The sequence below is a fragment of the Stenotrophomonas sp. TWI377 genome (assembly GCF_039674525.1).
In the GTDB taxonomy this organism is placed as follows: Bacteria; Pseudomonadota; Gammaproteobacteria; order Xanthomonadales; family Xanthomonadaceae; genus Stenotrophomonas.
On sequence record NZ_JBDJNT010000022.1, the window covers coordinates 27333 to 48827 of the forward strand.

The 21495-nt window shown below is 67.4% G+C and carries 22 protein-coding genes; 11 read left to right on the forward strand and 11 right to left on the reverse strand.

Going from position 1 to position 21495, the window contains the following annotated elements; translation table 11 throughout:
• Positions 1-21: 21 nt before the first annotated feature.
• Positions 22-375: a hypothetical protein gene (locus tag ABE546_RS16225; protein WP_121042052.1), complete on the reverse strand. Its 354-nt coding sequence runs from the start codon at positions 373-375 to the stop codon at positions 22-24.
• A gap of 167 nt (positions 376-542) precedes the next feature.
• Here ABE546_RS16225 and ABE546_RS16230 point away from each other — a divergent pair, with 167 nt between their 5' ends.
• Entirely contained in the window at positions 543-1292 is a 750-nt protein-coding gene (locus ABE546_RS16230) for a hypothetical protein (protein WP_346464491.1), read from the forward strand.
• Between the two features lie 18 nt (positions 1293-1310).
• Here ABE546_RS16230 and ABE546_RS16235 read toward each other — a convergent pair whose 3' ends face one another.
• Positions 1311-1739, reverse strand: coding sequence for a GNAT family N-acetyltransferase (locus ABE546_RS16235; protein ID WP_346464493.1), 429 nt, complete (start codon positions 1737-1739; stop codon positions 1311-1313).
• Positions 1739-2242: an SsrA-binding protein SmpB gene (gene smpB, locus ABE546_RS16240; RefSeq protein WP_088433158.1), complete on the reverse strand. Its 504-nt coding sequence runs from the start codon at positions 2240-2242 to the stop codon at positions 1739-1741. Before smpB ends, ABE546_RS16235 begins: the two co-directional genes overlap by 1 nt.
• 57 nt (positions 2243-2299) lie before the next feature.
• On the opposite strand from smpB, the gene ABE546_RS16245 reads away from it, so the two are divergent.
• Positions 2300-2728 carry a type II toxin-antitoxin system RatA family toxin gene (locus ABE546_RS16245; RefSeq protein WP_346464495.1) on the forward strand — a complete coding sequence of 143 codons (429 nt, stop codon included), beginning with the start codon at positions 2300-2302 and terminating at the stop codon, positions 2726-2728.
• A gap of 3 nt (positions 2729-2731) precedes the next feature.
• Complete coding sequence (locus tag ABE546_RS16250) at positions 2732-2992, forward strand: RnfH family protein (RefSeq protein ID WP_313211557.1); 261 nt, start codon at positions 2732-2734, stop codon at positions 2990-2992.
• 16 nt (positions 2993-3008) lie between these two features.
• Here ABE546_RS16250 and bamE read toward each other — a convergent pair whose 3' ends face one another.
• On the reverse strand, positions 3009-3401 hold the full coding sequence (gene bamE / locus ABE546_RS16255) for an outer membrane protein assembly factor BamE (protein WP_019183163.1): 393 nt from the start codon (positions 3399-3401) through the stop codon (positions 3009-3011).
• A 104-nt stretch (positions 3402-3505) separates the two neighbouring features.
• On the opposite strand from bamE, the gene fur reads away from it, so the two are divergent.
• Entirely contained in the window at positions 3506-3913 is a 408-nt protein-coding gene (gene fur / locus ABE546_RS16260) for a ferric iron uptake transcriptional regulator (protein ID WP_070470227.1), read from the forward strand.
• Between the two features lie 128 nt (positions 3914-4041).
• On the opposite strand, the gene recN is transcribed toward fur, so the two are convergent.
• On the reverse strand, positions 4042-5703 hold the full coding sequence (gene recN, locus ABE546_RS16265; protein ID WP_313211560.1) for a DNA repair protein RecN: 1662 nt from the start codon (positions 5701-5703) through the stop codon (positions 4042-4044).
• Positions 5704-5828: 125 nt separating this feature from the next.
• Between recN and hrcA the strand changes: the two genes are divergently transcribed.
• From hrcA to ABE546_RS16295, 6 genes are all read left to right on the forward strand, one after another.
• Positions 5829-6896, forward strand: coding sequence for a heat-inducible transcriptional repressor HrcA (gene hrcA, locus ABE546_RS16270; protein ID WP_088433152.1), 1068 nt, complete (start codon positions 5829-5831; stop codon positions 6894-6896).
• Between the two features lie 82 nt (positions 6897-6978).
• Complete coding sequence (gene grpE, locus ABE546_RS16275) at positions 6979-7494, forward strand: nucleotide exchange factor GrpE (RefSeq protein WP_121042061.1); 516 nt, start codon at positions 6979-6981, stop codon at positions 7492-7494.
• Between the two features lie 175 nt (positions 7495-7669).
• A complete protein-coding gene (dnaK, locus tag ABE546_RS16280; RefSeq protein ID WP_259260393.1) occupies positions 7670-9598 on the forward strand; it encodes a molecular chaperone DnaK in 1929 nt (642 codons plus the stop codon).
• Between the two features lie 164 nt (positions 9599-9762).
• Positions 9763-10899: a molecular chaperone DnaJ gene (gene dnaJ, locus ABE546_RS16285; RefSeq protein ID WP_121042065.1), complete on the forward strand. Its 1137-nt coding sequence runs from the start codon at positions 9763-9765 to the stop codon at positions 10897-10899.
• A gap of 308 nt (positions 10900-11207) precedes the next feature.
• Positions 11208-12116: a pyridoxal kinase gene (pdxY, locus tag ABE546_RS16290; RefSeq protein ID WP_313218022.1), complete on the forward strand. Its 909-nt coding sequence runs from the start codon at positions 11208-11210 to the stop codon at positions 12114-12116.
• Entirely contained in the window at positions 12113-13225 is a 1113-nt protein-coding gene (locus ABE546_RS16295; protein ID WP_346464496.1) for a prephenate dehydrogenase, read from the forward strand. The genes pdxY and ABE546_RS16295 overlap by 4 nt, the downstream gene beginning before the upstream one ends.
• 147 nt (positions 13226-13372) lie before the next feature.
• Here the strand turns inward: ABE546_RS16295 and ABE546_RS16300 are convergent, their stop codons facing one another.
• The 5 genes from ABE546_RS16300 to ABE546_RS16320 all read right to left on the reverse strand — a co-directional run bounded on the left by ABE546_RS16300 (position 13373) and on the right by ABE546_RS16320 (position 17560).
• Positions 13373-13567: a hypothetical protein gene (locus ABE546_RS16300; protein ID WP_313211565.1), complete on the reverse strand. Its 195-nt coding sequence runs from the start codon at positions 13565-13567 to the stop codon at positions 13373-13375.
• A gap of 67 nt (positions 13568-13634) precedes the next feature.
• Positions 13635-15401 (reverse strand): ABC transporter transmembrane domain-containing protein, encoded by a 1767-nt coding sequence (locus ABE546_RS16305; protein ID WP_346464497.1) that lies wholly within the window; start codon positions 15399-15401, stop codon positions 13635-13637.
• Positions 15394-16002: a YigZ family protein gene (locus ABE546_RS16310; protein ID WP_313211568.1), complete on the reverse strand. Its 609-nt coding sequence runs from the start codon at positions 16000-16002 to the stop codon at positions 15394-15396. The genes ABE546_RS16305 and ABE546_RS16310 overlap by 8 nt, the downstream gene beginning before the upstream one ends.
• 44 nt (positions 16003-16046) lie before the next feature.
• Complete coding sequence (locus tag ABE546_RS16315; RefSeq protein WP_346464498.1) at positions 16047-17009, reverse strand: hypothetical protein; 963 nt, start codon at positions 17007-17009, stop codon at positions 16047-16049.
• Positions 17006-17560: an RNA polymerase sigma factor gene (locus ABE546_RS16320; RefSeq protein WP_346464501.1), complete on the reverse strand. Its 555-nt coding sequence runs from the start codon at positions 17558-17560 to the stop codon at positions 17006-17008. The genes ABE546_RS16315 and ABE546_RS16320 overlap by 4 nt, the downstream gene beginning before the upstream one ends.
• A 203-nt stretch (positions 17561-17763) precedes the next feature.
• Here ABE546_RS16320 and ABE546_RS16325 point away from each other — a divergent pair, with 203 nt between their 5' ends.
• Complete coding sequence (locus ABE546_RS16325; RefSeq protein WP_346464499.1) at positions 17764-20646, forward strand: EAL domain-containing protein; 2883 nt, start codon at positions 17764-17766, stop codon at positions 20644-20646.
• A gap of 21 nt (positions 20647-20667) precedes the next feature.
• Here ABE546_RS16325 and ABE546_RS16330 read toward each other — a convergent pair whose 3' ends face one another.
• Positions 20668-21261: a TIGR00730 family Rossman fold protein gene (locus tag ABE546_RS16330; protein WP_019183145.1), complete on the reverse strand. Its 594-nt coding sequence runs from the start codon at positions 21259-21261 to the stop codon at positions 20668-20670.
• Positions 21262-21495: the final 234 nt, after the last annotated feature.

Genomic DNA, 21495 nt, shown 5'->3' on the forward strand with positions numbered 1-21495 from the left:
GTCACCTTGGCCGTCTGCGGCTTACTTCTGCAGCTGGCGGCGGCTGTCGGCCTTGTGTCGGGCCTTTTCCTTCTTCAGGCGGTTGTGCTCGTTGCGCACGGTCATCGCCTGCTTCTTGGCCTGCGGTTCAACCCGGGCCATCAGCGATTCCACCTGGGCCACCAGGCGGCGGTGCTCCAGGCTGTCGTAGCTCTGGGTCTCCGAGGCGACGCGCTTGGCGTTGCGGATCAGGTAGGTCAGCACCTTGAGCAGCGCGGCCGGGTCCATGGCGCGGGCGAGTTCGTCAAAGATGAACTCCAGCGCCGCCACGTCGGCGCGCAGGGTGGTCAGTTCGTCCGCCGCCAGTGCGGGTGCCGGGGTAGTTTCGAGAGTCACGCGCGGATCCTTTCCGTATCAATGCGGGGATTCTGACAGTTGTGCGGGGTTGGCGGGGAAAGATCGTTGTCCCGCTGGCGTCCGCGGGTCAGGTGGGGTGGGCACCCGGGTGAACGAGCGGGCTACAATCCGGCCCCGGAAGAGTGGTTGCAGACAGGGACGAGGCGTTGAAGAAGCAGGTGTGGATTGCAGTGGCGGTGCTGGTGGTGGCGGTGATCGGAGCCGCCAGCGTTTGGCGGTCGACATCCGGTGCGCAGGCGCCGGGCGGGGCAGGGCAGGCGTCGACACCGGCCGGACAGGCGGCCACGCCTTCGGTTGAAGCGGCGCCGACCGCCTCGACCAGACCGCCGCACCCCGTTCCCGATCTCGCCCGCACACGGGAGAGCCTGGAAATCGCCCAGGACCCCTTCAGCAGTGGTCATCCGGAGGCGCGGCGCTGGCTCGACCAGCACGGCTTCCCCAATGGCGCGCAATGGACCCGCTATCAGCAGGCCTCCGACGCCGAACTCGACCAGGCGGCGCGGGCAGGCGACACGGTGGCGGCCACGGTGTTCGATGCGCGGCAGCTGGGCGCCGATCCGACGGCTGAAAGCCGTTTGCTGGCCGCGGGCGCGGACGGCGATCTGTTCGCGCTGAGTCTGCTGTCGTCCTGGAAGGCGGGCGCCCATGCGGCAGGGATTCCCGAGGCCTACGCGATATCCCGGGTGGCCGAGATGCGCGGCGATCTCACCGCAGCGTTGCACCGGGAGATGATGCTGGGGGCGCGGCTGAGCGGCGACCAGCGCCTGCTGGCCGAGGCCGAGGCGCTGCATCTGAATCTGCATCTCAATGCGTTGTACCGCCAGAAGCACGGCGTGGACCCGCCGCCGGTGGAGATGCGACCCTACCAAGCCGATCCGGAAGATACCGCGCGCTGACCGCGCGCCGCGCAGGGCCTACAGCCGCTTGCGCAGATACAGGCGCTGATGACCCGGCGGAAAATCCTGCAGCCGGCCGAACACTTCATAGCCCTGCTTGAGGTAGAAGCCCTCCGCCTGCCAGGAGAAGGTATCCAGCGTCACGGCGTGCGCGCCGAGCGCGCGGGCCTGCTGCTCGGCATCGGCCAGCAGGGCCTGGCCTAATCCTTCGTTGCGGCGGGTGTCATCCACCCAGAGCGCATGCACCATCAGCCAGCCGCCACAGACATCAGCGGCGATCCCGGCCACAACGCGGCCGGCAGCATCACGTATGACCCGGTTGACCGGCTGGTCGTCCAGGGCGTCGCCACTGGCGGCCTGGTTGAAGGCCAGCAGACCAGCGAACACCGCACGGGTGTCCTCGGCGCTGGCCGGCTGGATGCCCGCTGCGGGCACCGTGCGCGTCATCAGGCGTCGCGGTTGTGCCGGCGCATCGTGCGCGACTTCTCCCGCGCCCAGTCCCGGTCCTTCTCGGCATCGCGCTTGTCGTGGGTCTGCTTGCCCTTGGCCAGCGCGATCTCGAGCTTGATCTTGTTCTTGCTCCAGTACATCGCGGTGGGCACGATCGTGTAGCCATCGCGCTGCACCTTGCCGATCAGCTTGTCGATCTCACTGCGATGCAGAAGCAGCTTCCGCTCGCGACGGTCGTTGGCCACCATGTGCGAGGAGGCCTGGATCAACGGGGTGATCTGCGCGCCGATCAGGTAGATCTCGCCATCACGCACGTAGGCGTAGGCATCGATGATGTTGCCGCGCCCGGCGCGGATCGACTTGACCTCCCAGCCCTGCAGGGCCAGGCCGGCTTCGAAGCGATCTTCGATGTGGTACTCGTGACGGGCACGCTTGTTGAGCGCGATGGTTTTGTTGGCCGTCGCGTCCTTTGCTTTATCCTTGCCGCTGTTCTTGCTCATTTCCCTATTGTCTCCGATTCGGGCACGCCCGGTCGATTCATCAGACATCTGTATCGCATGCCAACTATCCGACGTAGTGCCCTGGTCGAACATTCGGCTGCCCGCATGTTCGACCTGGTCAATGATATTGACGCCTATCCGCGCCGCTTCCGCTGGTGTTCGGCCGCGCAGATCCTGGAGTCCGGCCCGGACCGCCTGGTCGCGCGCCTGGATCTGGGCTTTGGGTCGTTCTCGACCTGGTTCATGACCGAGAACACGCTGCAGCGCCCGCACAGCATCGATATGCAGCTCAAGGACGGGCCGTTCAAGCGTCTGCACGGGCGCTGGGAGTTCCATGCGCTGGCCGAGGACGCCTGCAAGGTCACGCTGACGCTGGAGTTCGAGCCGACCTCACGTCTGCTTGGTCCGGCCCTGGCGCTGGGCTTCCAGGGCCTGGCCGACCGCATGGTGAACGATTTCGTCCGCGTCGCCGACGCCCAGGACTGAGCGGTGATCACCGTCGAGGTGGTGCTGGCCTGGCCCGATCGGGCCGCGTCGCGGGTGCTGTCGCTGCCCGAAGGCGCCACGATCGCCGAGGCCATCGCGGTGGCCGCCATTGACGGCAGCGCGCAATGCCCGGCCGTAGCCGTGCACGGCCTGCTGGCCAAGCCGGATCAGGTGCTGCGCGAGGGCGACCGGGTCGAGCTGCTGCGTCCGCTGCTGGCCGACCCGAAAGACAACCGCCGCCGGCGCGCACGCGCCGGCAGCTGAGTGAAGAAGGCAGGCCTCAGCGGCCGCGCTTCTTCTTGTCCTTGGGCAGGTTGCGGCCGAACTGGCGCAGCGTGCTGCGGGCCAGCTGGGCGTCGTCGCTGGCGAAGTACTCGCCGTCCCAGCGGGTGACCGCATCGTTCTCGAAGTAGACGGTGAAGTTCTTCACTTCCGTCTTGCCCACGCGGTTCACGCGCTGGCTGGCGGTGTAGTCCCAGCGCTGGGCGTGGAACGGGTCCGGGATGGAGGGCGTGCCAAGCAGGGCGTTGACCTGCTGCTTGCTCTGGCCCACCTGCAGCTGACCGACGGCCTGCTCCCGGATCAGGTTGCCCTGATAGATGGGTTGCTTGTAAATGATGCCGCAGCCCGTGGTGGACAGGGCAACGGCGGCGACCAGCAGGAGATTGCGCATCGGGGAATGGCGTTTGGGGAAATCGAGTCGATGATACACTCCCGACGTGTCGCCGCGACCCAATCCGAGGCAGCTGGCGCTAAATCGCCAATGAACGGAGAACTATGGAAACCCACGACCTGCGCAAAGTCGGCCTCAAGGTGACCCACCCGCGTATGCGGATCCTGGCGCTGCTCGAGCAGCGCAATGCCAGCCACCACATGACCGCCGAAGACATCTACCGCCAGCTGCTGGAGCACGGTGATGAGATCGGCCTGGCCACGGTGTACCGGGTGCTGACCCAGTTCGAGGCCGCCGGCCTGGTGCTGAAGCACAATTTCGAAGGCGGCCAGGCCGTCTACGAGCTGGATCGCGGTGGCCACCACGACCACATGGTCGATGTGGACAGCGGCAAGATCATCGAATTTGAAAGCCACGAGATCGAAGAGCTGCAGCGCAAGATCGCGGCCGACCATGGCTACGAGCTGGAAGAGCACTCGCTGGTGCTCTACGTGCGCAAGAAGCGCCGGTAACGGGCCGCTGGCGGCCCGGATGCGATCAAAAAACCCCGGGCATGCCCGGGGTTTTTGCTTTCAGCGCCAGGCACCGGTTCTGGCGGGGAGCCGGCCAGCGGCCGGCACTACCCATCACGGGGGGGGGCTCAGACCTGCAGCAGCTTGCGCGCCGCAGCCCGGGCTTCCTTGCTGACTTCCACGCCGCCCAGCATCCTGGCCAGCTCTTCCTCGCGGGCCTTGGTATCCAGCTTCTCGACCGCGCTCTGGGTCATGCCGTCCACCGGCGCCTTGCTGACCCGGTAGTGGGCGTGGCCCTTGGAGGCGACCTGCGGCAGGTGGGTGACGCACAGCACCTGACGCTTCTCGCCCAAGGCGCGCAGCTTCTGCCCGACGATATCGGCCACGGCGCCGCCGATGCCCGAATCGACTTCGTCGAAGACCATGGTCGGCACCGCATCCAGGCCCAGCGCGGCCACTTCGATCGCCAGCGAGATACGGGACAGCTCACCGCCCGAGGCGACCTTGCGCAGGGCACGCGGCGGCTGGCCGGCGTTGGCGGCAACCAGGAACTCGACCCGCTCGGCGCCGTTCGGGTCCGGCTTGACCACGGTCTGCGGCTCGATCTCGATCAGGAACTGACCGCCGCCCATGCCCAGCTCACCGATCAGGGTGGTGGTGGTGTCCGACAGCGCCTTGGCGGCCTTCCGGCGGCTGGCGCTGAGCACCTCGGCCACGGCTTTCCACTGGCCAGCGGCACGGTCGATCTCGCCGGCCAGGGCCTGCAGGCGCTCGTCGGCACCCCGCAGCTGCTCGACTTCGGCCTCCATGGCGTCGCGATGCTCGCCCAGCCCTTCCATCGGCACGCGGTGCTTGCGGGCGAGGTCGTGCAGGCGGCCGAGACGGCGCTCGATATCCTCGAACTGCTCCGGGTCGGCATCCAGGTCGTCATGGACGCGGTCGAGCAATGACAGCGCTTCGTCCAGCTGGATGGCGGCGCTGTCGAGCAGGGCATCGACCTCGCCGAGCCGGCTGTCGTGTTCGGCCACGCGGGCCAGATCGTGGCGGGTCTGCTGCAGCAGCTGCAGCACCGAGACCTCGTCATCGCCATTGAGGCGGCTGACCGCCACGTCGCAGGCGCCGATCAGCGCGCTGGCATGGGCCTGGCGGCGGTGGCTGCTGCCCAGGGTGGCGATCGAGGCCGGGTCCAGGTCTTCGCGCTTGAGCTCGCTGAGCTGGTGTTCCAGATAGCCGATCCGGTCGCTCACGTCGCCCTGGCGCGAGAGCGCCTCGGCTTCGTCCACCAGCGTCTGCCAGCGTGCGGCGGTCTGGCGGACCTGGGCGCGCTCGGCATCGTTGCGGGCAAAGGCATCCAGCAGCGAGAGCTGCGAGGGGCGCGAGAGCAGGGCCTGCTGTTCGTGCTGGCCGTGGATCTCGACCAGCATGCTGGCCAGCTCGGTCAGCTGGGTCAGCGTCACCGGGCGGCCGTTGATGAAGGCGCGCGAGCCACCGTCGGCACGGATCACCCGTCGCAACTGGCACTGTTCTTCGTCGTCCAGCTCGTTGTCGCGCAGCCACTGGCGCGCCGGGGCGTCGGCCAATGGCGCGAATTCGGCCGAGAGCTCGGCGCGCGCGGCGCCGTGGCGGACCACGCCGCTGTCGGCGCGCAGCCCGGACAAAAAGCCCAGCGCGTCCACCATCAGCGACTTGCCCGCGCCGGTTTCACCCGAGACCACGGTCATGCCGGCGCCGAATTCCAGCTCGGTGGCGCGGACGACCGCGAAATCCTTGATCGATAGATGTCTAAGCATGGTCTACGTTGTACACGAGGGGCGTCTCCAAGCCGCGCACGCTAGCATGGGCGGGGGGCGTCTCCAATGACTTGCCAACGCCCCGTGCAGCCATTATCTAAGTGGGCGTCTCACAGGCTGATTCCATGCATCCTTCCGCGTCCCATCTCGCCCCGCGTGCCCGCCATCTGCTGCGGACGCTGATCGCGCGCCACATCCAGGATGGCGAACCGGTCGGCTCGCAGACCCTTGCCCGGCATGCCGGCCTTGACGTCAGTCCGGCCACGATCCGCAACATTCTGGGCGACCTGGAAGACCTGGGCCTGCTCAGCTCGCCGCATACCTCGGCCGGTCGGGTGCCGACCGCGCACGGCTACCGGGTGTTCGTGGACAGCCTGGTCAAGATGCAGCCGCCGGGCGAGGGCGAGCTCAGCCGCCTGCGCACCGAGCTGGCCACCGGCACCGGCACCCAGGCCCTGCTCGGCAGTGCCTCGGAGCTGCTTTCGGCGATGAGCCATTTCGTCGGGGTGGTCAGCGCCCCGCGCCGGGAGCAGTTCGCGTTCCGGCATATCGATTTCGTGGCGCTGGACGCGCGCCGGGTGCTGGCGATCCTGGTGTTCGCCGACAACGAGGTGCAGAACCGGGTGATCGAGCCTCGCCGCGGCTTCAACCCCGGCGAGCTGGAGCAGGTCGCCAACTACCTCAATGCGAACTGCGCCGGTCGGCCGCTGGCCGAGATCCGGGCCCGGCTGCTGCTGGAGCTGCGCGATGCGCAGTCGGAAATGGAGCAGTTGCTGGCGCACAGCATCGAGCTGGCCGAGCAGGCGATGGTGCCGCCGGCCGATGACATGGTGCTGGCCGGGCAGACCCGCCTGATGGGCGTGCAGGACCTGTCCGATCTGGAGCGCCTGCGCGAGCTGTTCGATGTGTTCGCCAGCAAGCGCGAGATCCTGCAGTTGCTCGAGCGCACCATCCAGGCCCCGGGCGTGCGCATCTTCATCGGCGAGGAGACCGGGGTGATGCCGCTGGAGAGCGTCTCCCTGGTCACCGCCCCGTACTCGGCCGATGGCCAGGTGCTGGGGGTGCTGGGGGTGATCGGCCCGAAGCGGATGGCCTACGACCGCATGATCCCGCTGGTGGAAGCCACCGCCCAGGTGCTGGGGGCCGCGCTGGGCTCGCCCGCGGGCGGCGGATTGTCCCGCGATCGCGCATAAAGCGGCCCTGGACTCTTGAATCCCGTAGCCGCGCCCACATAGGGGTGGGTGGAGGCGGAGAGTCACCGCCAAGGATCCGGAAATGAACCAAGATCAGTCAGATATCGCATCCCAGAATCCCGCCGGCGAGCCGGGCGCTGAGCCGTCCCTGCAGCAGCAGCTGGACAGCCTGCACAACGAGCTGGCCCTGCTGCGTTCGGAGTCGCTGCGCGAACGCGCCGACCTGGACAACCAGCGCAAGCGCGTTGCCCGCGACGTGGAACAGGCGCGCCGCTTCGCCAATGAAAAGCTGCTCGGCGAGCTGCTGCCGGTGTTCGACAGCCTCGATGCCGGCCTCAATGCCGCCGGCAGCGAGCCGAGCCCGCTGCGCGAAGGTCTCGAACTGACCTACAAGCAGCTGCTCAAGGTCGCCGCCGACAATGGCCTGACCCTGCTCGACCCGACCGGCCAGACCTTCAACCCGGACCACCACCAGGCCATCAGCCAGGTCGACGCGCCCGGCGCGGCGCCCGGCAGCGTGGTGCAGGTGTTCCAGAAGGGCTACCTGCTCAACGACCGCCTGCTGCGGCCGGCGCTGGTCGTGGTGGCCCGCGACTGACCCACGGGTCGGTCCGCCGGGCCAGGCCCGGCGGTCCGACCGGACGCTGAACGCGTTGGGTCGCCATCGAACACTGTGTTTGATGGACGGCTTGAAAGTGTCCGCAGCGTCCCACACATCCCATTCATAACCCGGCAGCTGCCGGATGTACCCAGAACTTTCAGGAGTCTCCCTCATGGGCAAGATCATTGGTATCGACCTCGGCACCACCAACTCGTGTGTGGCGATCATGGACGGCGGCAAGGCCCGCGTCATCGAAAATTCGGAAGGCGATCGCACCACGCCCTCCATCGTCGCCTACACCAAGGACGGCGAAGTCCTGGTCGGCGCCTCGGCCAAGCGCCAGGCGGTGACCAACCCGAAGAACACCTTCTACGCTGTCAAGCGCCTGATCGGCCGCAAGTTCACCGACGCTGAAGTCCAGAAGGACATCGCGCACGTGCCCTACGGCATCCTGGCCCATGACAACGGCGACGCCTGGGTCCAGACCAGCGACGGCAAGAAGATGGCCCCGCAGGAAATCTCCGCCCGCGTGCTGGAGAAGATGAAGAAGACCGCCGAAGCGTTCCTGGGTGAGACCGTCACCGAGGCCGTGATCACCGTGCCGGCTTACTTCAATGACAGCCAGCGCCAGGCCACCAAGGACGCCGGCCGCATCGCCGGTCTGGAAGTCAAGCGCATCATCAACGAGCCGACCGCTGCTGCCCTGGCCTATGGCCTGGACAAGGGTGACGGCCGTGACCGCAAGATCGTTGTGTACGATCTGGGCGGCGGCACCTTCGACGTGTCGATCATCGAGATCGCCAACGTCGACGGTGAGAAGCAGTTCGAAGTGCTGGCCACCAACGGTGACACCTTCCTGGGCGGCGAAGATTTCGACAACCGCGTCATCGAGTACCTCGTCGACGAGTTCAACAAGGACCAGGGCATCGACCTGCGCAAGGATCCGCTTGCCCTGCAGCGCCTGAAGGACGCCGCCGAGCGTGCCAAGATCGAGCTGTCCACCAGCCAGCAGACCGAAGTGAACCTGCCGTACGTCACCGCTGACGCGTCGGGCCCGAAGCACCTGAACATCAAGCTGACCCGCGCCAAGCTGGAAGCGCTGGTGGAAGACCTGATCAAGAAGTCGATCGAGCCGTGCCGCATCGCGCTGAATGATGCCGGCCTGCGTTCGAGCGACATCGGTGAAGTGATCCTGGTCGGCGGTCAGACCCGCATGCCGAAGGTGCAGCAGGCCGTGACCGAGTTCTTCGGCAAGGAACCGCGCAAGGACGTCAACCCGGACGAAGCCGTGGCACTGGGTGCTGCGATCCAGGGCGGCGTGCTGGGCGGCGACGTCAAGGACGTGCTGCTGCTGGACGTGACCCCGCTGTCGCTGGGCATCGAGACCCTGGGTGGCGTGTTCACCAAGATCATCGAGAAGAACACCACCATCCCGACCAAGGCCTCGCAGGTGTTCTCCACCGCCGAGGACAACCAGTCGGCCGTGACCGTGCACGTGCTGCAGGGTGAGCGCGAGCAGGCCCGCTTCAACAAGTCGCTGGCCAAGTTCGACCTGTCCGGCATCGAGCCGTCGCCGCGCGGTCTGCCGCAGGTGGAAGTGTCCTTCGACATCGACGCCAACGGCATCCTGCACGTGTCGGCCAAGGACAAGAAGACCAACAAGGAACAGAAGGTCGAGATCAAGGCAGGTTCGGGTCTGTCCGAGGACGAGATCGCGCGCATGGTCGCCGACGCGGAAGCCAACCGCGAAGAAGACAAGAAGTTCCATGAGCTGGTCCAGGCCCGCAACCAGGCTGACGCGCTGATCCACGGTACCCGTACCGCGATCACCGAGCACGGCAGCAAGGTCGGTGGCGATGTGATCGGCAAGGTGGAGTCGGCCCTGGCCGATCTGGAAACCGCGATGAAGAGCGACGACAAGGCACAGATCGAAGCCAAGTCGAAGGTGCTGGAAGAAGCCGGCCAGGCCCTGTTCGCGGCCTCCGCGGCGGCCGAGCAGGGCGGCGCGGCACCGGGCCCGGATGCCGGTGGCAACAGCGGCGCGCACGACGATGTGGTCGACGCCGAGTTCACCGAAGTCAAGGACGACAAGAAGTCCTGATCCGGACACAACACGGGACGTTGCGCAGGCAGCGTCCCGTTGTCCTATCCCCCTTCTGGTCCTGACAGCCGTCTCCCGGCCTGTCGGGGCGCCCGGCGAAAGAGCGGACCTGGTGCCGCTCTTCCGCTTTGACGAATCCCGACTTCCGGAACCCGATTCAAGTTATGAGCAAGCGCGATTACTACGAAGTGCTGAGCGTGTCCCGCACCGCCAGCGATGAAGAACTGAAGAAGGCCTATCGCCGTTGCGCGATGAAGTTCCATCCGGACCGCAATCCGGGTGACAACGAGGCAGAGGCCGCCTTCAAGGAATGCAAGGAAGCCTACGAAACCCTGTCCGACGGCAACAAGCGCCGGATGTACGATGCCCACGGCCATGCGGCATTCGAGCACGGCATGGGCGGCGGTGGCGGTGGTCCGGGTGGCCCGGACATGGGCGATATCTTCGGTGACATCTTCGGCAACATCTTCGGCGGTGGCGCCGGTGGTGGTGGTCCGCGCCAGGCCCGTCGTGGCGCCGATATCGGCTACGTGATGGAACTGGACCTGGAAGAAGCGGTGATGGGCGTGGAGCGCCGCATCGAGATTCCGAGTCTGGTCGAGTGTGATGACTGCAACGCCAGCGGTTCGGAAGACGGCAAGGTCGAGACCTGTTCGGTCTGCCGTGGCCAGGGCCAGGTGCGCATCCAGCGCGGCATCTTCGCGATGCAGCAGGCCTGCCACCACTGCAACGGCCGTGGCCAGATCATCCAGAACCCCTGCAAGACCTGTCACGGCAATGGCCGTGTCGAGGAAGACAAAGTGTTGTCGGTCAAGGTGCCCGCGGGCGTCGACACCGGCGACCGCATCCGTCTGTCCGGTGAAGGCGAGGCCGGTCCGGCCGGCACCCCGGCGGGCGATCTGTATGTGGAAGTGCGGGTGCGCGAGCACGCGATCTTCCAGCGCGACGGCGACGACCTGCACTGCGAAGTGCCGATCCGCATCTCGCAGGCGGCCTTGGGCGATACCGTCCGTGTAGCGACCCTCGGCGGCTATGCCGAGATCCGCATTCCGGCCGAGACCCAGACCGGCAAGCTGTTCCGCATGCGTGGCAAGGGCGTGCGTTCGGTACGCAGCCGCAGCGAAGGCGACCTGTACTGCCGCGTGGTGGTGGAGACCCCGGTCAACCTCACCCCGGAGCAGCGCAAGCTGCTGGAACAGTTCGAAACCACCTTCACCGGTGAGGAAGCGCGCAAGCATTCGCCGAAGTCGGCGACCTTCATCGATGGCGTGAAGGGCTTCTGGGACCGGATGACGTCGTAAGCGTCACGGGTTTCAGTGAATTACCGAAGGCTCCCTGGCGACAGGGGGCCTTTTTTGTGCGCGCAGACCGGGGGGTAGAGCCACCCCATGGGTGGCTGCACGCGGTGCCGGGTGGATCGACAGCCACCCATGGGGTGGCTCTACCGTGGATCGACAGCCACCCATGGGGTGGCTCTACCGTGGATTGACAGCCACCCATGGGGTGGCTCTACCGTGGATTGACAGCCACCCATGGGGTGGCTCTACCGTGGATTGACAGCCACCCATGGGGTGGCTCTACCGGGCGGCACCGGGCGTAAAATGTCGTCATGAACGAATCCCTCGAAAGCCACCTGGTCCACGGCCGCCGCCAGCGCCCGGACGGTCCGTCGCCGGTCGACGTCATCTCGGTGCAGTCCCAGCTCGTTTACGGCTATGCCGGCAACAGCGCGGCCGTGCCGCCGCTGCGCGCGCTGGGCGTGCGCGTGGCCGAAATCCCCACCACGCTGCTCAGCAATGCGCCGTTCTACGAAACCACGCGCGGCCGCGTGCTGCCCTCGGACTGGTTCGCCGATCTGCTGCTGGGCGCGGGTGAGCGCGGCCTGCCGCAGCGCGCCCGCATGCTGGTCTCCGGCTATTTCGGCAGTGTCGGCAATGGGGCGGCCTTCGCCGACTGGCTCGATGCGGTGCTGCCGTCTTCGCCGCAGCTGCGTTATTGCCTGGACCCGGTGATTGGCGACACCCACACCGGCCCTTACGTCGAGCCGGGCCTGGAAAAAGTTTTTGCCGAACGCCTGCTGCCGCATGCCTGGCTGGTCACGCCGAATGCCTTTGAACTCGGCCGCCTGACCGGCATGCCCAGCCTGGCCCAGGACGATGCGATCGCCGCCTCGCAGGCGCTGTTGGCGCGCGGTCCCGAGTGGGTGCTGGCGCACAGCGTCGGCGGCGATCCGGGTCAGCTGGTCACGCTCGCGGTGAGCCGCGACGCGATCTGGCGCTGGTCCTCGCCGCATCTGCCGGTGGACGTCGCCGGCACCGGCGATGTGCTGATGTCGTTGCTGGTCGCGTTCCTGCTGCGTGGGGAAACCTTCGAACAGGCGATCTCACGCGCCATCGCCGGCGTGCATGTCGCGCTGGAGACCACGCTGGCCAACGGGCATGAAGAGTTCGATGTGCTGGCGGCGGCGCCGGCGGCACTGGCACTGCCGGATCGCTTCGTCGCCGAGCGCCTGGCGTGAGTCTGACACCGGTGGTTGGCATCGTCGGCAGCGACGGTGCCTACGGGCGCTGGCTGCGCCGCTTCCTGGAGCAACGCTTCGGCCTGGAAGTGATCGGCCATGACCCGGCCGACCCCGCGTCGGACAGTCCGGAAACGCTGCTTGATCGCGCCGACGTGTTGATCTTCTCGGCGCCGATCCGGCACACGCCCGCGTTGATCGCCGAGTACGTTGCGCGCTCGGCTGGTCGCGAAGCCGGTCGTCTGTGGTTGGATGTCACCTCGGTCAAATCGGCCCCGGTCGAGGCGATGCTCGCTTCGCAGGCCGAGGTGGTGGGGCTGCATCCGATGACGGCTCCGCCCAAGGCACCGACGCTGAAGGGCAGGGTGATGGTGGTCTGCGAGGCGCGCCTGACGCAGTGGCAGCCGTTCGTGCAGCAGCTGTGCGAGGCACTGGAGGCGGAGTGCGTACGTGCCACGCCCGAGCATCACGACCAGGTCATGGCGCTGGTGCAGGCGATGGTGCATGCCACCCACCTGGCCCAGGCCGGTGTGCTGCGCGAGTACGCGCCGATACTCGGTGCCTTGCCGGCCTTGATGCCGTACCGCTCGGCCTCGTTCGAGCTGGATACCGCGATCATCGCGCGCATCCTCTCGCTCAATCCGGCGATCTACGAAGACATCCAGTTCGGCAACCCGCACGTGGCGCCGATGCTGGACCGCCTGTTGGCGCAGTTGCAGCAGTTGCGGGCACAGCTGGAGCAGGGCGATGACGCGGCGCGCGCGGCGTTCCGCCAGCAGTTGCTGCTGGACAACCGTGACAGCATGGGTGCGGAGGTGCTGGCCGACGGCAACTACACCTTCGAGCGGGTCGGCTACCTGCTGGCCGATCTGACCGAACGCAACGCGATCAGCGTGCACCTGCCCGAAGACCGGCCCGGTTCACTGCGTGAGTTGCTGCATGTGTTCGAGCGGCACGGCGTCAGCCTGGCCTCGATCCATTCCTCGCGGACGCCGGCAGGCGAGGTGCACTTCCGGGTGGGGTTCGTGGTGGGCAGCGATGCCCTCGCGCTGCAGGCGGCGGCCATCGAGATCGATGCCTCGGGTATCGGCCGCGTGCTGGTGCGCTGACACGGTGCGCTGCAGCATTCATCCACAGGGGGTGTGGATGATCTGCGCACAAACATGTGGATAAGTGCGTACGCGCCTTGCAGTAAAAGGCTGTCAAGATGCTTGGTCAAAAATTGACCAACATCCGCGTAACTTTTTTTCAACGCCTCAGGTGACGAGGGTGAGCTCGCCGCCTGCCGTCCGGAACTCACGGCCGTCGCGGATCAGATGGCGGCCATCGGCCAGCTCGTAACGCGCGCTCTGGCCGGTGCCTGGAGCGGCATCTGCCTGCTCATCCTTGAACTCGATGATGACGTAATCGTCGCCGTTGGCGTCGGTGGCGGGGAACTGTCGGAACGACATGAAACACCTCCTGCAGCGCATCCAGTGAGGGCTGCAGGATGCGATGGCCGGTGTTACCGGCCCGTCATCAATCGATGAATTGCAGACGCGCCAGTTCGGCGTAGAGACCGCCCTCGGCCAGCAGCTCGGCATGCGTGCCCTGGGCGACGATGCGGCCGTGGTCCATGACCACGATGCGGTCAGCCTTCAGCACGGTGGCCAGGCGGTGCGCGATCACCAGCGTGGTGCGACCGGCCATCAACCGCTCCAGCGCCTGCTGCACCGCGCGCTCGCTTTGTGCATCCAGTGCACTGGTGGCTTCATCGAGCAGCAGGATCGGGGCGTCCTTGAGCAGGGCGCGCGCGATCGCGATGCGCTGCTGCTGGCCGCCGGACAGGCGCGCACCGCGCTCGCCCAGCTCGCTGGCATAGCCTTCGGGCAGGGCCTGCAGGAATTCATCGGCCTCCGCGGCTTCGGCCGCGCGCTGCACTTCCTCGTCCGTTGCCTCCAGGCGGCCATAGCGGATGTTCTCGAACGCACTGCTGGCAAACAGGGTCGGCTGCTGCGGCACCAGCGCCAGCTGTTCGCGCAGCTGCGCCGGATCGACCTCGCGCAGATCCACGCCATCGACCAGGATGCGACCGGCCGCGGGATCGTGGAAGCGCAGCAGCATCGACAGGATGGTGCTCTTGCCTGCGCCGGAGGGGCCGACCAGCGCGACCGTTTCACCCGGGCGCACGTGCAGATCCACATGGTCCAGCGCAGCGGTATCCGGGCGCTGCGGGTAGTGGAACACCACATCCTCGAAACGGATCTCGCCGCGCAGTGGCTGCGGCAACGCGGTGGGATGGGCCGGGGCAGTGATCTCCACGTCTTCCTGCAGCAGTTCGGCGATGCGACCCATGCCACCCGACGCACGCTGCAGCTCGTTCCAGACCTCGGCCAGCGCGCCGACCGAACCGCCGCCGATCAGCGCATACAGCACGAACTGGCCCAGCGTACCGGCGCTCATGTTGCCGTCGATCACCTCGTGCGCGCCCAGCCACAGCACGCCGACGATGGCGCCGAACACCAGCACGATGGCGCTGGCGGTGACGATCGACTGGGCGCGGATGCGGCGGCGTGCGGCACCGATCGCATCGCCCAGCGCGGCATTGAAGCGGCCGCGCTCATACGGTTCGCGGGCGTGGGCCTGGACGGTGCGTACCGCCCCCAGGGTTTCCGAGGCCAGGCTGTTGGCATCGGCGATGCGGTCCTGGCTGGCGCGCGCGATGTTGCGCAGGCGGCGGGCGCCGATGATGATCGGCAACACCGCCAGCGGAATGCCGACCAGCGACCACGCCGCCAGGTGCGGGCTGGTCACGAACAGCATCACCAGGCTGCCGACCACGGTCACGCTGCTGCGCAGGGCCACCGACATGGTCGAGCCGATCACGCTGCGCAGCAGTTCGCTGTCGGCGGTCAGGCGCGAGACCAGCTCGCCGCTGCGGCTGCGGTCGTGGAAGCCGGCACCCAGCGTGATCAGATGGGCGTACAGGCGGCTGCGCAGATCGGCGACCACCTTTTCGCCCAGCAGCGAGACGAAGAAGAAGCGCGCGGCGGTGGCCAGGGCCAGCACCACCGCGACCAGGAACAGCAGCGCGAAGGCCTTGTTGATCTGGCCGCCGCTGGTGAAGCCGTGGTCGATCATCTGGCGCACCGCGACCGGCAGGCTCAGGGTGGCCACCGAGGACACCGCCAAGGCCACCAGCCAGGCGCTGAACAGCCCAACGTGCCGGCGGACGAACGGCCACAAGGTGTTCAAGCTGCCCAATCGGCGCATCGGCGTGTCGTTCGGAACGGGTGCGTCAGTCATTCGATGGGCCTGGTTCGATGCGGGATTCAATACGGACACGATCACGAGTGGCGTCGCGGAGGCGGTTTTTCAACGGTTCGACCTGATCTGCCGGCAAGCGCAGGTGCAGGTTCACGCCGTCGGCGGTGAACGCTTCGTCCACTTTCTCGGCCAGATGGGCGCCCAGGGCGGCATGCAGCGGGCCCAGATCCTCGAAGCCGGCCTGCACGTCCAGCTCGGCCATGGCGATCAGGGGCAGCCGCGGGGCTACCCGCAGGCACTCGGCGGCAGTGCCGCCATAAGCACGGACCAGGCCGCCGGCACCGAGCTTGATGCCGCCGTACCAGCGTGTCACCACGACCATCACGCGATCGAAGCCCTGGCCATCAATGGCGGCCAGGATCGGGCGTCCGGCGGTGCCGGACGGCTCGCCGTCGTCGCTGGAGCGGTAGTCGTTGCCGTAGCGGTAGGCCCAGCAGTTGTGGGTGGCATCGGCGACGGCGACCTGCTGCAGGAACGCCAACGCAGCGGCTGCATGCTGGATTGGCGCGGCATGGGCGATGAAGCGGCTGTGCTTGATCTCCAGGCTGTGGCTGACGGGGGTGGCGAGCGTATCGGGCATTCCCATCATTCTAGTGGGGATGCCTGATCACCGTACGCGCCGCGTCAGTTCTCGAGCAGCTGGCGGAGATCGCGCGGGATGCGCACTTCCGGGTACTGCTGCAGATAACGCTCCAGGCTGGCACGTGCGGTATCCACATCGCCGGCATCACGCCGCTCGCGGATGCGCTTGAGCCACTGCTTGCGCGGCAGGCTGGCATCGGCAGCGACGGCCTGATGCAAAGCCTGCACGGCATCGTCAGGCGAGGCGGGGGCCGCCATCGGCGCGGCGGCGCGGCGCATCACGCCGGGAGCGCTGGGTGCGGGTTTGGCCGGCGGTGCGTTTTTGAGTGCGGCACGCGGCGCAGCGCGCTCGATCGTCGAACCGGTCACCACGACGCTGTCCAGCGCCGGTTCGCTTGTGTCCATGGCATACCCCGAGGCTGCCTGCGGTGCCGGGGCCGACCTCATTGGCGCCGGGGCCTGCACCGGTGCCGGGGCGGGCGGTGCGGGCGCGGCGATGGCCTCGGGGCGGGGCGAGGACATGTCCCGCCCACGCTCGGTCGCAGGCGGTGCGGCGGCTGGGGCAGGTTCGAGCGCCGTTGTCTTTGCCGCGCGCGGCTGCTGGACCGCCGGCGGTGCCGCGGCGGGGGGCGGTGGCGGCGCGGCCTCCATCGCCGGCGCAGTCCCGGTCACCGCGGTGCTGGATGCCGTTGCGGCGACCGGTTCGGCCAACGGCGGGGCGGGCGGGTCTTCGGGCTTGAGCTGCCAGGCGATGCCCACGGCGAAGATCACCGAGGCGGCCAGCCCGAACACGGCCGGCAGGCGTGAGCGCGGCCGTCGCGCAGGCACGGCGGTGTCCGGCGGCAGCGTCCAGGTGGCAGCGTCTGCGGCCGGTGCTTCCACTGCCGTACGGGCGGCCGCAAGCACCGCCTCGTCGATCGCCGGCGCCGGGCCGGTGGCACTCGGGCGACCCAGCAGCCGGGCCAGTTCGCGTTCTTCCGGGGTCAGTGGATCCGGGCGGTTCATCCGCTCAACCCCGTCCGCAGTTTGTCCATGGCATAGCGCAGCCGTGATTTGACTGTCTCACGGCCGACACCGGTGATCTCGGCAATCTCTTCCAGGCTCAGTTCCTGTTCCAGGCGCAACTGCAGGACCTCGCGCTGCTCGGGCGGCAGCTGCTCCATGGCCAGCTGCAGCTGGCGGCGTTGTTCGAACTCGGACAGCTGGGTTTCCGGCGTGCGCGCATCGGCGATCGCCGCGACCCGCTCATCGGCGTCGATCGGGGCTGCAGGCCGGTGCCTGGCCGCACGCCAGTGGTCGTTGAGGCGGTTGTGGGCGATCCGGAACAGCCAGGTGGTGAAGGCGGCGTCCGGCTGCCAGCCGGCGCGCGCAGCGATCACGCGCTGCCAGACGTCCTGGAACATCTCATCGGCCAGCGCGCCGTCGCGCAGCTGGCGCAGCAGGAAGCTGTACAGACGGCCGCGATGACGGCCATACAGCGCCTCGAATGCACGCAGGTCGCCGCCGGCCCAGGCCAGCATCAGCGCTTCATCGGTCGGCAGGGCAAGGGCGTCCACGCCGCACAGAGTAAGCGCTGCGGGGGTGTTCGCATAGTCGATGGCGCGCGGGGCGGCAGAGCGGGATGGCATGGTGATGACCTGGGGCACAGCACGAACAACGTCCAGCAGCGCCGGACGGGGTTGAAGCGCTTCCATTGCCCCCCGGTCCGCGCGTTATGCTCGCAGGACAGGGGCGGTGCCGGGCAGTCGGCACGCGAGAGATGAGCAACGTGACCAGCCAGATGGTGACCTCTTCAGTGCAACGGGACGGTGATGCGGTGATCCCTGCCGCGGTCGCCACGGCGTTGTGCGCCCTGTTGCCGGCAGGGGCGGCGATCACGCTGGCCTGGTCGGATCCGGTGCTGGGCGAGGGTGCCCTGGCCCATCCTGAGGGCCGCAGCCCGCCGGCGGGCCCTGGTCCCGCGCGGCGTCAGGCGGCCTCGGCCGGCATGGCGCTGCAGCAGTGCTGGAACCACAGCGGCGCCGCCCTGACGCTGGACGTGACCCCGGCCGCCGGGACGACACCGCCGGACACCTGGTGGGCGTTGGCGCGCTCCCTGTTCCAGAGCACCCTGCTGCTGGCGCGGCAGCGCCGCGAGATCGCCTCCCTGGAAGACTCCAAACGCCTGCAGCAGGCGCTCTATGAAATCGCCGATCTGGCCGGTGCGGACCTGGAAATGGCCGAGATGCTGCGCCACTTCCATCGCGTGCTCAATTCGCTGATGTACGCGCAGAACTGTTTCATCGTCGAATACGACGACATCCGCCACCGGGTCCGCTTCCTGTATTTCGCCGATCAGAAAGATGATTTCGTTGCCGACCCGGATCGCAGCTACGAAGAGCATGAAATGCCACGCAGCCTCACCTTCGCGCTGCTGCGGCATGGTGAGCCGTTGAGCGGTCCCTCGCGGGAACTGCTGGCCGTCCTTGATGACGAACATGACCCCGAGCGCGGCCCGGAAAGCCTGGACTGGCTGGGCGTGCCGATGCTGCGCGATGGGCGCGTGTGCGGCGCGATCGTGGTGCAGAGCTACGAACACCGCGCGCGCTATGGCGAGGCCGACCGCACCCTGCTGGGCTATGTCGCCCAGCACATCCTGACCGCGATGGACCGGCGCCAGGCGCAGGTGCAGTTGGAGCGGCAGGTCGAGCGCCGCACGGTCGAGCTGCAGCGTGCCAACCGCAATCTGCAGGAGGAGGTGGTCGAGCGCCGCCGTGCTGAGAAACTGCAGATGGCGCTGTTCAACATCGCCGAGCTGGCGATGAGCGCCGAGTCGCTGTCGCAGTACTACGGCCAGGTACATGGCGTCGTCGGCACGCTGCTGGATGCGCGCAACTTCTATATCGCGCTGGTCAATGAACGCGGGGATGGGCTGGAGTTCGTGTACTCGGTGGATGAGTACAACCCCTCGCGCGCACCACGGCCCTTCAGCGAAGGCCTGACCGAGTTCATCGTGCGCAACCGGCAACCGCTGCTGGCCACGCGTGAGCGCATCGATGCGATGCGCGACAGTGGCGTGGTGCGCGAGTTCGGTGCGCGCTCGAACTGCTGGCTGGGTGTGCCGTTGTTGAGTGATGACGATGTGGTCGGCGTGATCGTGGTGCAGAGTTATTCACCGGAGGTGGTGTTCACCGTGCACGACCAGCGGCTGCTGACCTTCGTGGCACAGAACATCGGCAACGGACTGGCGCGCCAGCGTGACCAGGAGCGGTTGCGCAACGCGCATGCCGATCTGGAAAAGCGCGTGGACGAGCGCACCCGCGAGCTGGCCGACGTCAACGACAAGCTGCTGGGCCAGATCGGCGAGCGCCTGCGTGCCGAACAGCGCCTCACCCACCAGGCCATGCACGACGCGCTGACTGGACTGCCCAATCGCCTGCATCTGCTGGACCGGTTGGAAGACGCGATCGTGCGTGCGCGCGACAACGAAAGCCAGGGCTTTGCCGTGCTGTTCCTGGACCTGGACCGGTTCAAGCTGGTCAATGACAGCATCGGCCATGCTGCTGGTGACCAGATGCTGGTGGAGGTGGCCAAGCGCATCGTCTCGATGATCTCCGCACAGGATGTGGTCGCACGGCTGGGCGGGGATGAGTTCGCGATCCTGCTCCAGTGCGGCGATGGCCTGGCCTCGGCGCTGGAGTTTTCCCAGCGCATGCTGGTGGCGCTGGAAGAATCGATGTGGGTGAAGGGGCGCGAACTGTTCCCCTCGGGCAGCCTGGGTATCGCCATGTGGAACCCGCGTTACCGCAACGGCGAGGAACTGGTGCGCGATGCGGATGCGGCGATGTACCGCGCCAAGGCGCAGGGCAATGATCGCTGCGCCGTGTTCGATGAGGCGATGCGCGAGCAGGCACTGCGCAGCCTGGACCTGGAGGCGGACCTGCGCCGGGCCATCATCAACCGGGATTTCATGCCGTTCTATCAGCCGATCGTGCGGCTCAGCGATGGTGAGCTGGTCGGCCACGAAGCACTGTTGCGCTGGCAGCACGAGCGCCGCGGGCTGCTGCTGCCGAGTGCGTTCCTGGATCTGGGCGAAGAGAGCGGCCTGATCGAACAGGTGGACTGGTTGCTGTACGAACAGGTGATCACCCAGCTCGCGCGCGGTGGCCGTGGGTATCTGTCCGTCAATGTGTCGCCGCGGCACTTCCGCTCGGCCGATTTCAGTACGCGCCTGTTCGGCCTGATCGAAGCGGCCGGCGCCGATCCGCACCGGTTGCGGCTGGAGATCACCGAGGTGGCGCTGCTGGATGATGGCCCGCGCACGCTGCGCATCCTGCAGACCCTGCGTGAGCGCGGGGTGCTGGTGCAGCTGGATGATTTCGGCACCGGCTTCTCGGCGCTGTCCTACCTGCACCGGTTCCCGATCTCGACGCTGAAGATCGACCAATCCTTCATCGCCGGCCTGCACGGCCATGACATGCAGAGCACGCACGCGCTGGTGCAGGGCGTGCTGTCACTGGCGCGCACGCTGGGCATCGAAACGGTGGGCGAGGGCATCGAAACCCAGGCCCAGCACGATACGCTGCTGCAGCTCGGCTGCGATTACGGCCAGGGCTATCTGCTCGGCCGGCCGGCCCCGATGGTGACCCCCGCGACGGCCTGAACCGTCGCGGGGCCGCAGGCATCAACGCAGCGCGTTGGCCCGCTTTTCGTCGATCCACTTGGAGGCCTGCGCCGGCTCGTAGGCACGCATCCAGGCCAGCATTTCATCGATGTCCGAGCCATACCACAGGTCCGCGCGCTGGGCCGGGTGCAGGAAGCGCTCTTCGACCATGCGATCGATCATGCCGATCAGCGGGGCATAGAAGCCGTCCACATCCAGGAACGCGCAGGGCTTGTTGCCGATGCCCAGCTGGCGCCAGGTCAGCATCTCGAAGATTTCTTCCATGGTGCCGAAGCCGCCGGGCAGGGCGACGAACGCATCGGACAGATCGAACATGCGCGACTTGCGCTCGTGCATCGAACCGACGATTTCCAGCTCGGTCAGGCCACGGTGGGCCACTTCCCAGTCCGCCAGCTGCTGCGGGATCACGCCGGTGACCTCACCGCCGCCGGCGAGCACGGCGTTGGCCACGGTGCCCATCAGGCCGACGTTGCCGCCGCCGTAGACCAGGCGCAGGCCGTCGCGGGCGATGCGGTCGCCCAGCGCGATGGCGCGCTCGGTGTAGACCGGCTTGCTGCCGGGGTTGGAACCACAGTAAACGCAAATCGACTTCATTGGATCTTCCTGTTGTCCGAATCTGTAGCGACCGGAAACGAAAAAGCCCCGCCGATGACCGGTGCGCTGGTCTCGTGACGGGGTGTCGTTCCGCAGGTGCGGTGGCGGATTATCGCGCGTTTCGGGCGCGGGGGCCAATCGGGCGCCGGGGGTGGCGGCTGGGTAGTGGTTGCTCTGCCGGGTTTGTGGCAGCCGACCAACGGTCGGCTCTACCGGGGTTCATGGGGGTAGAGC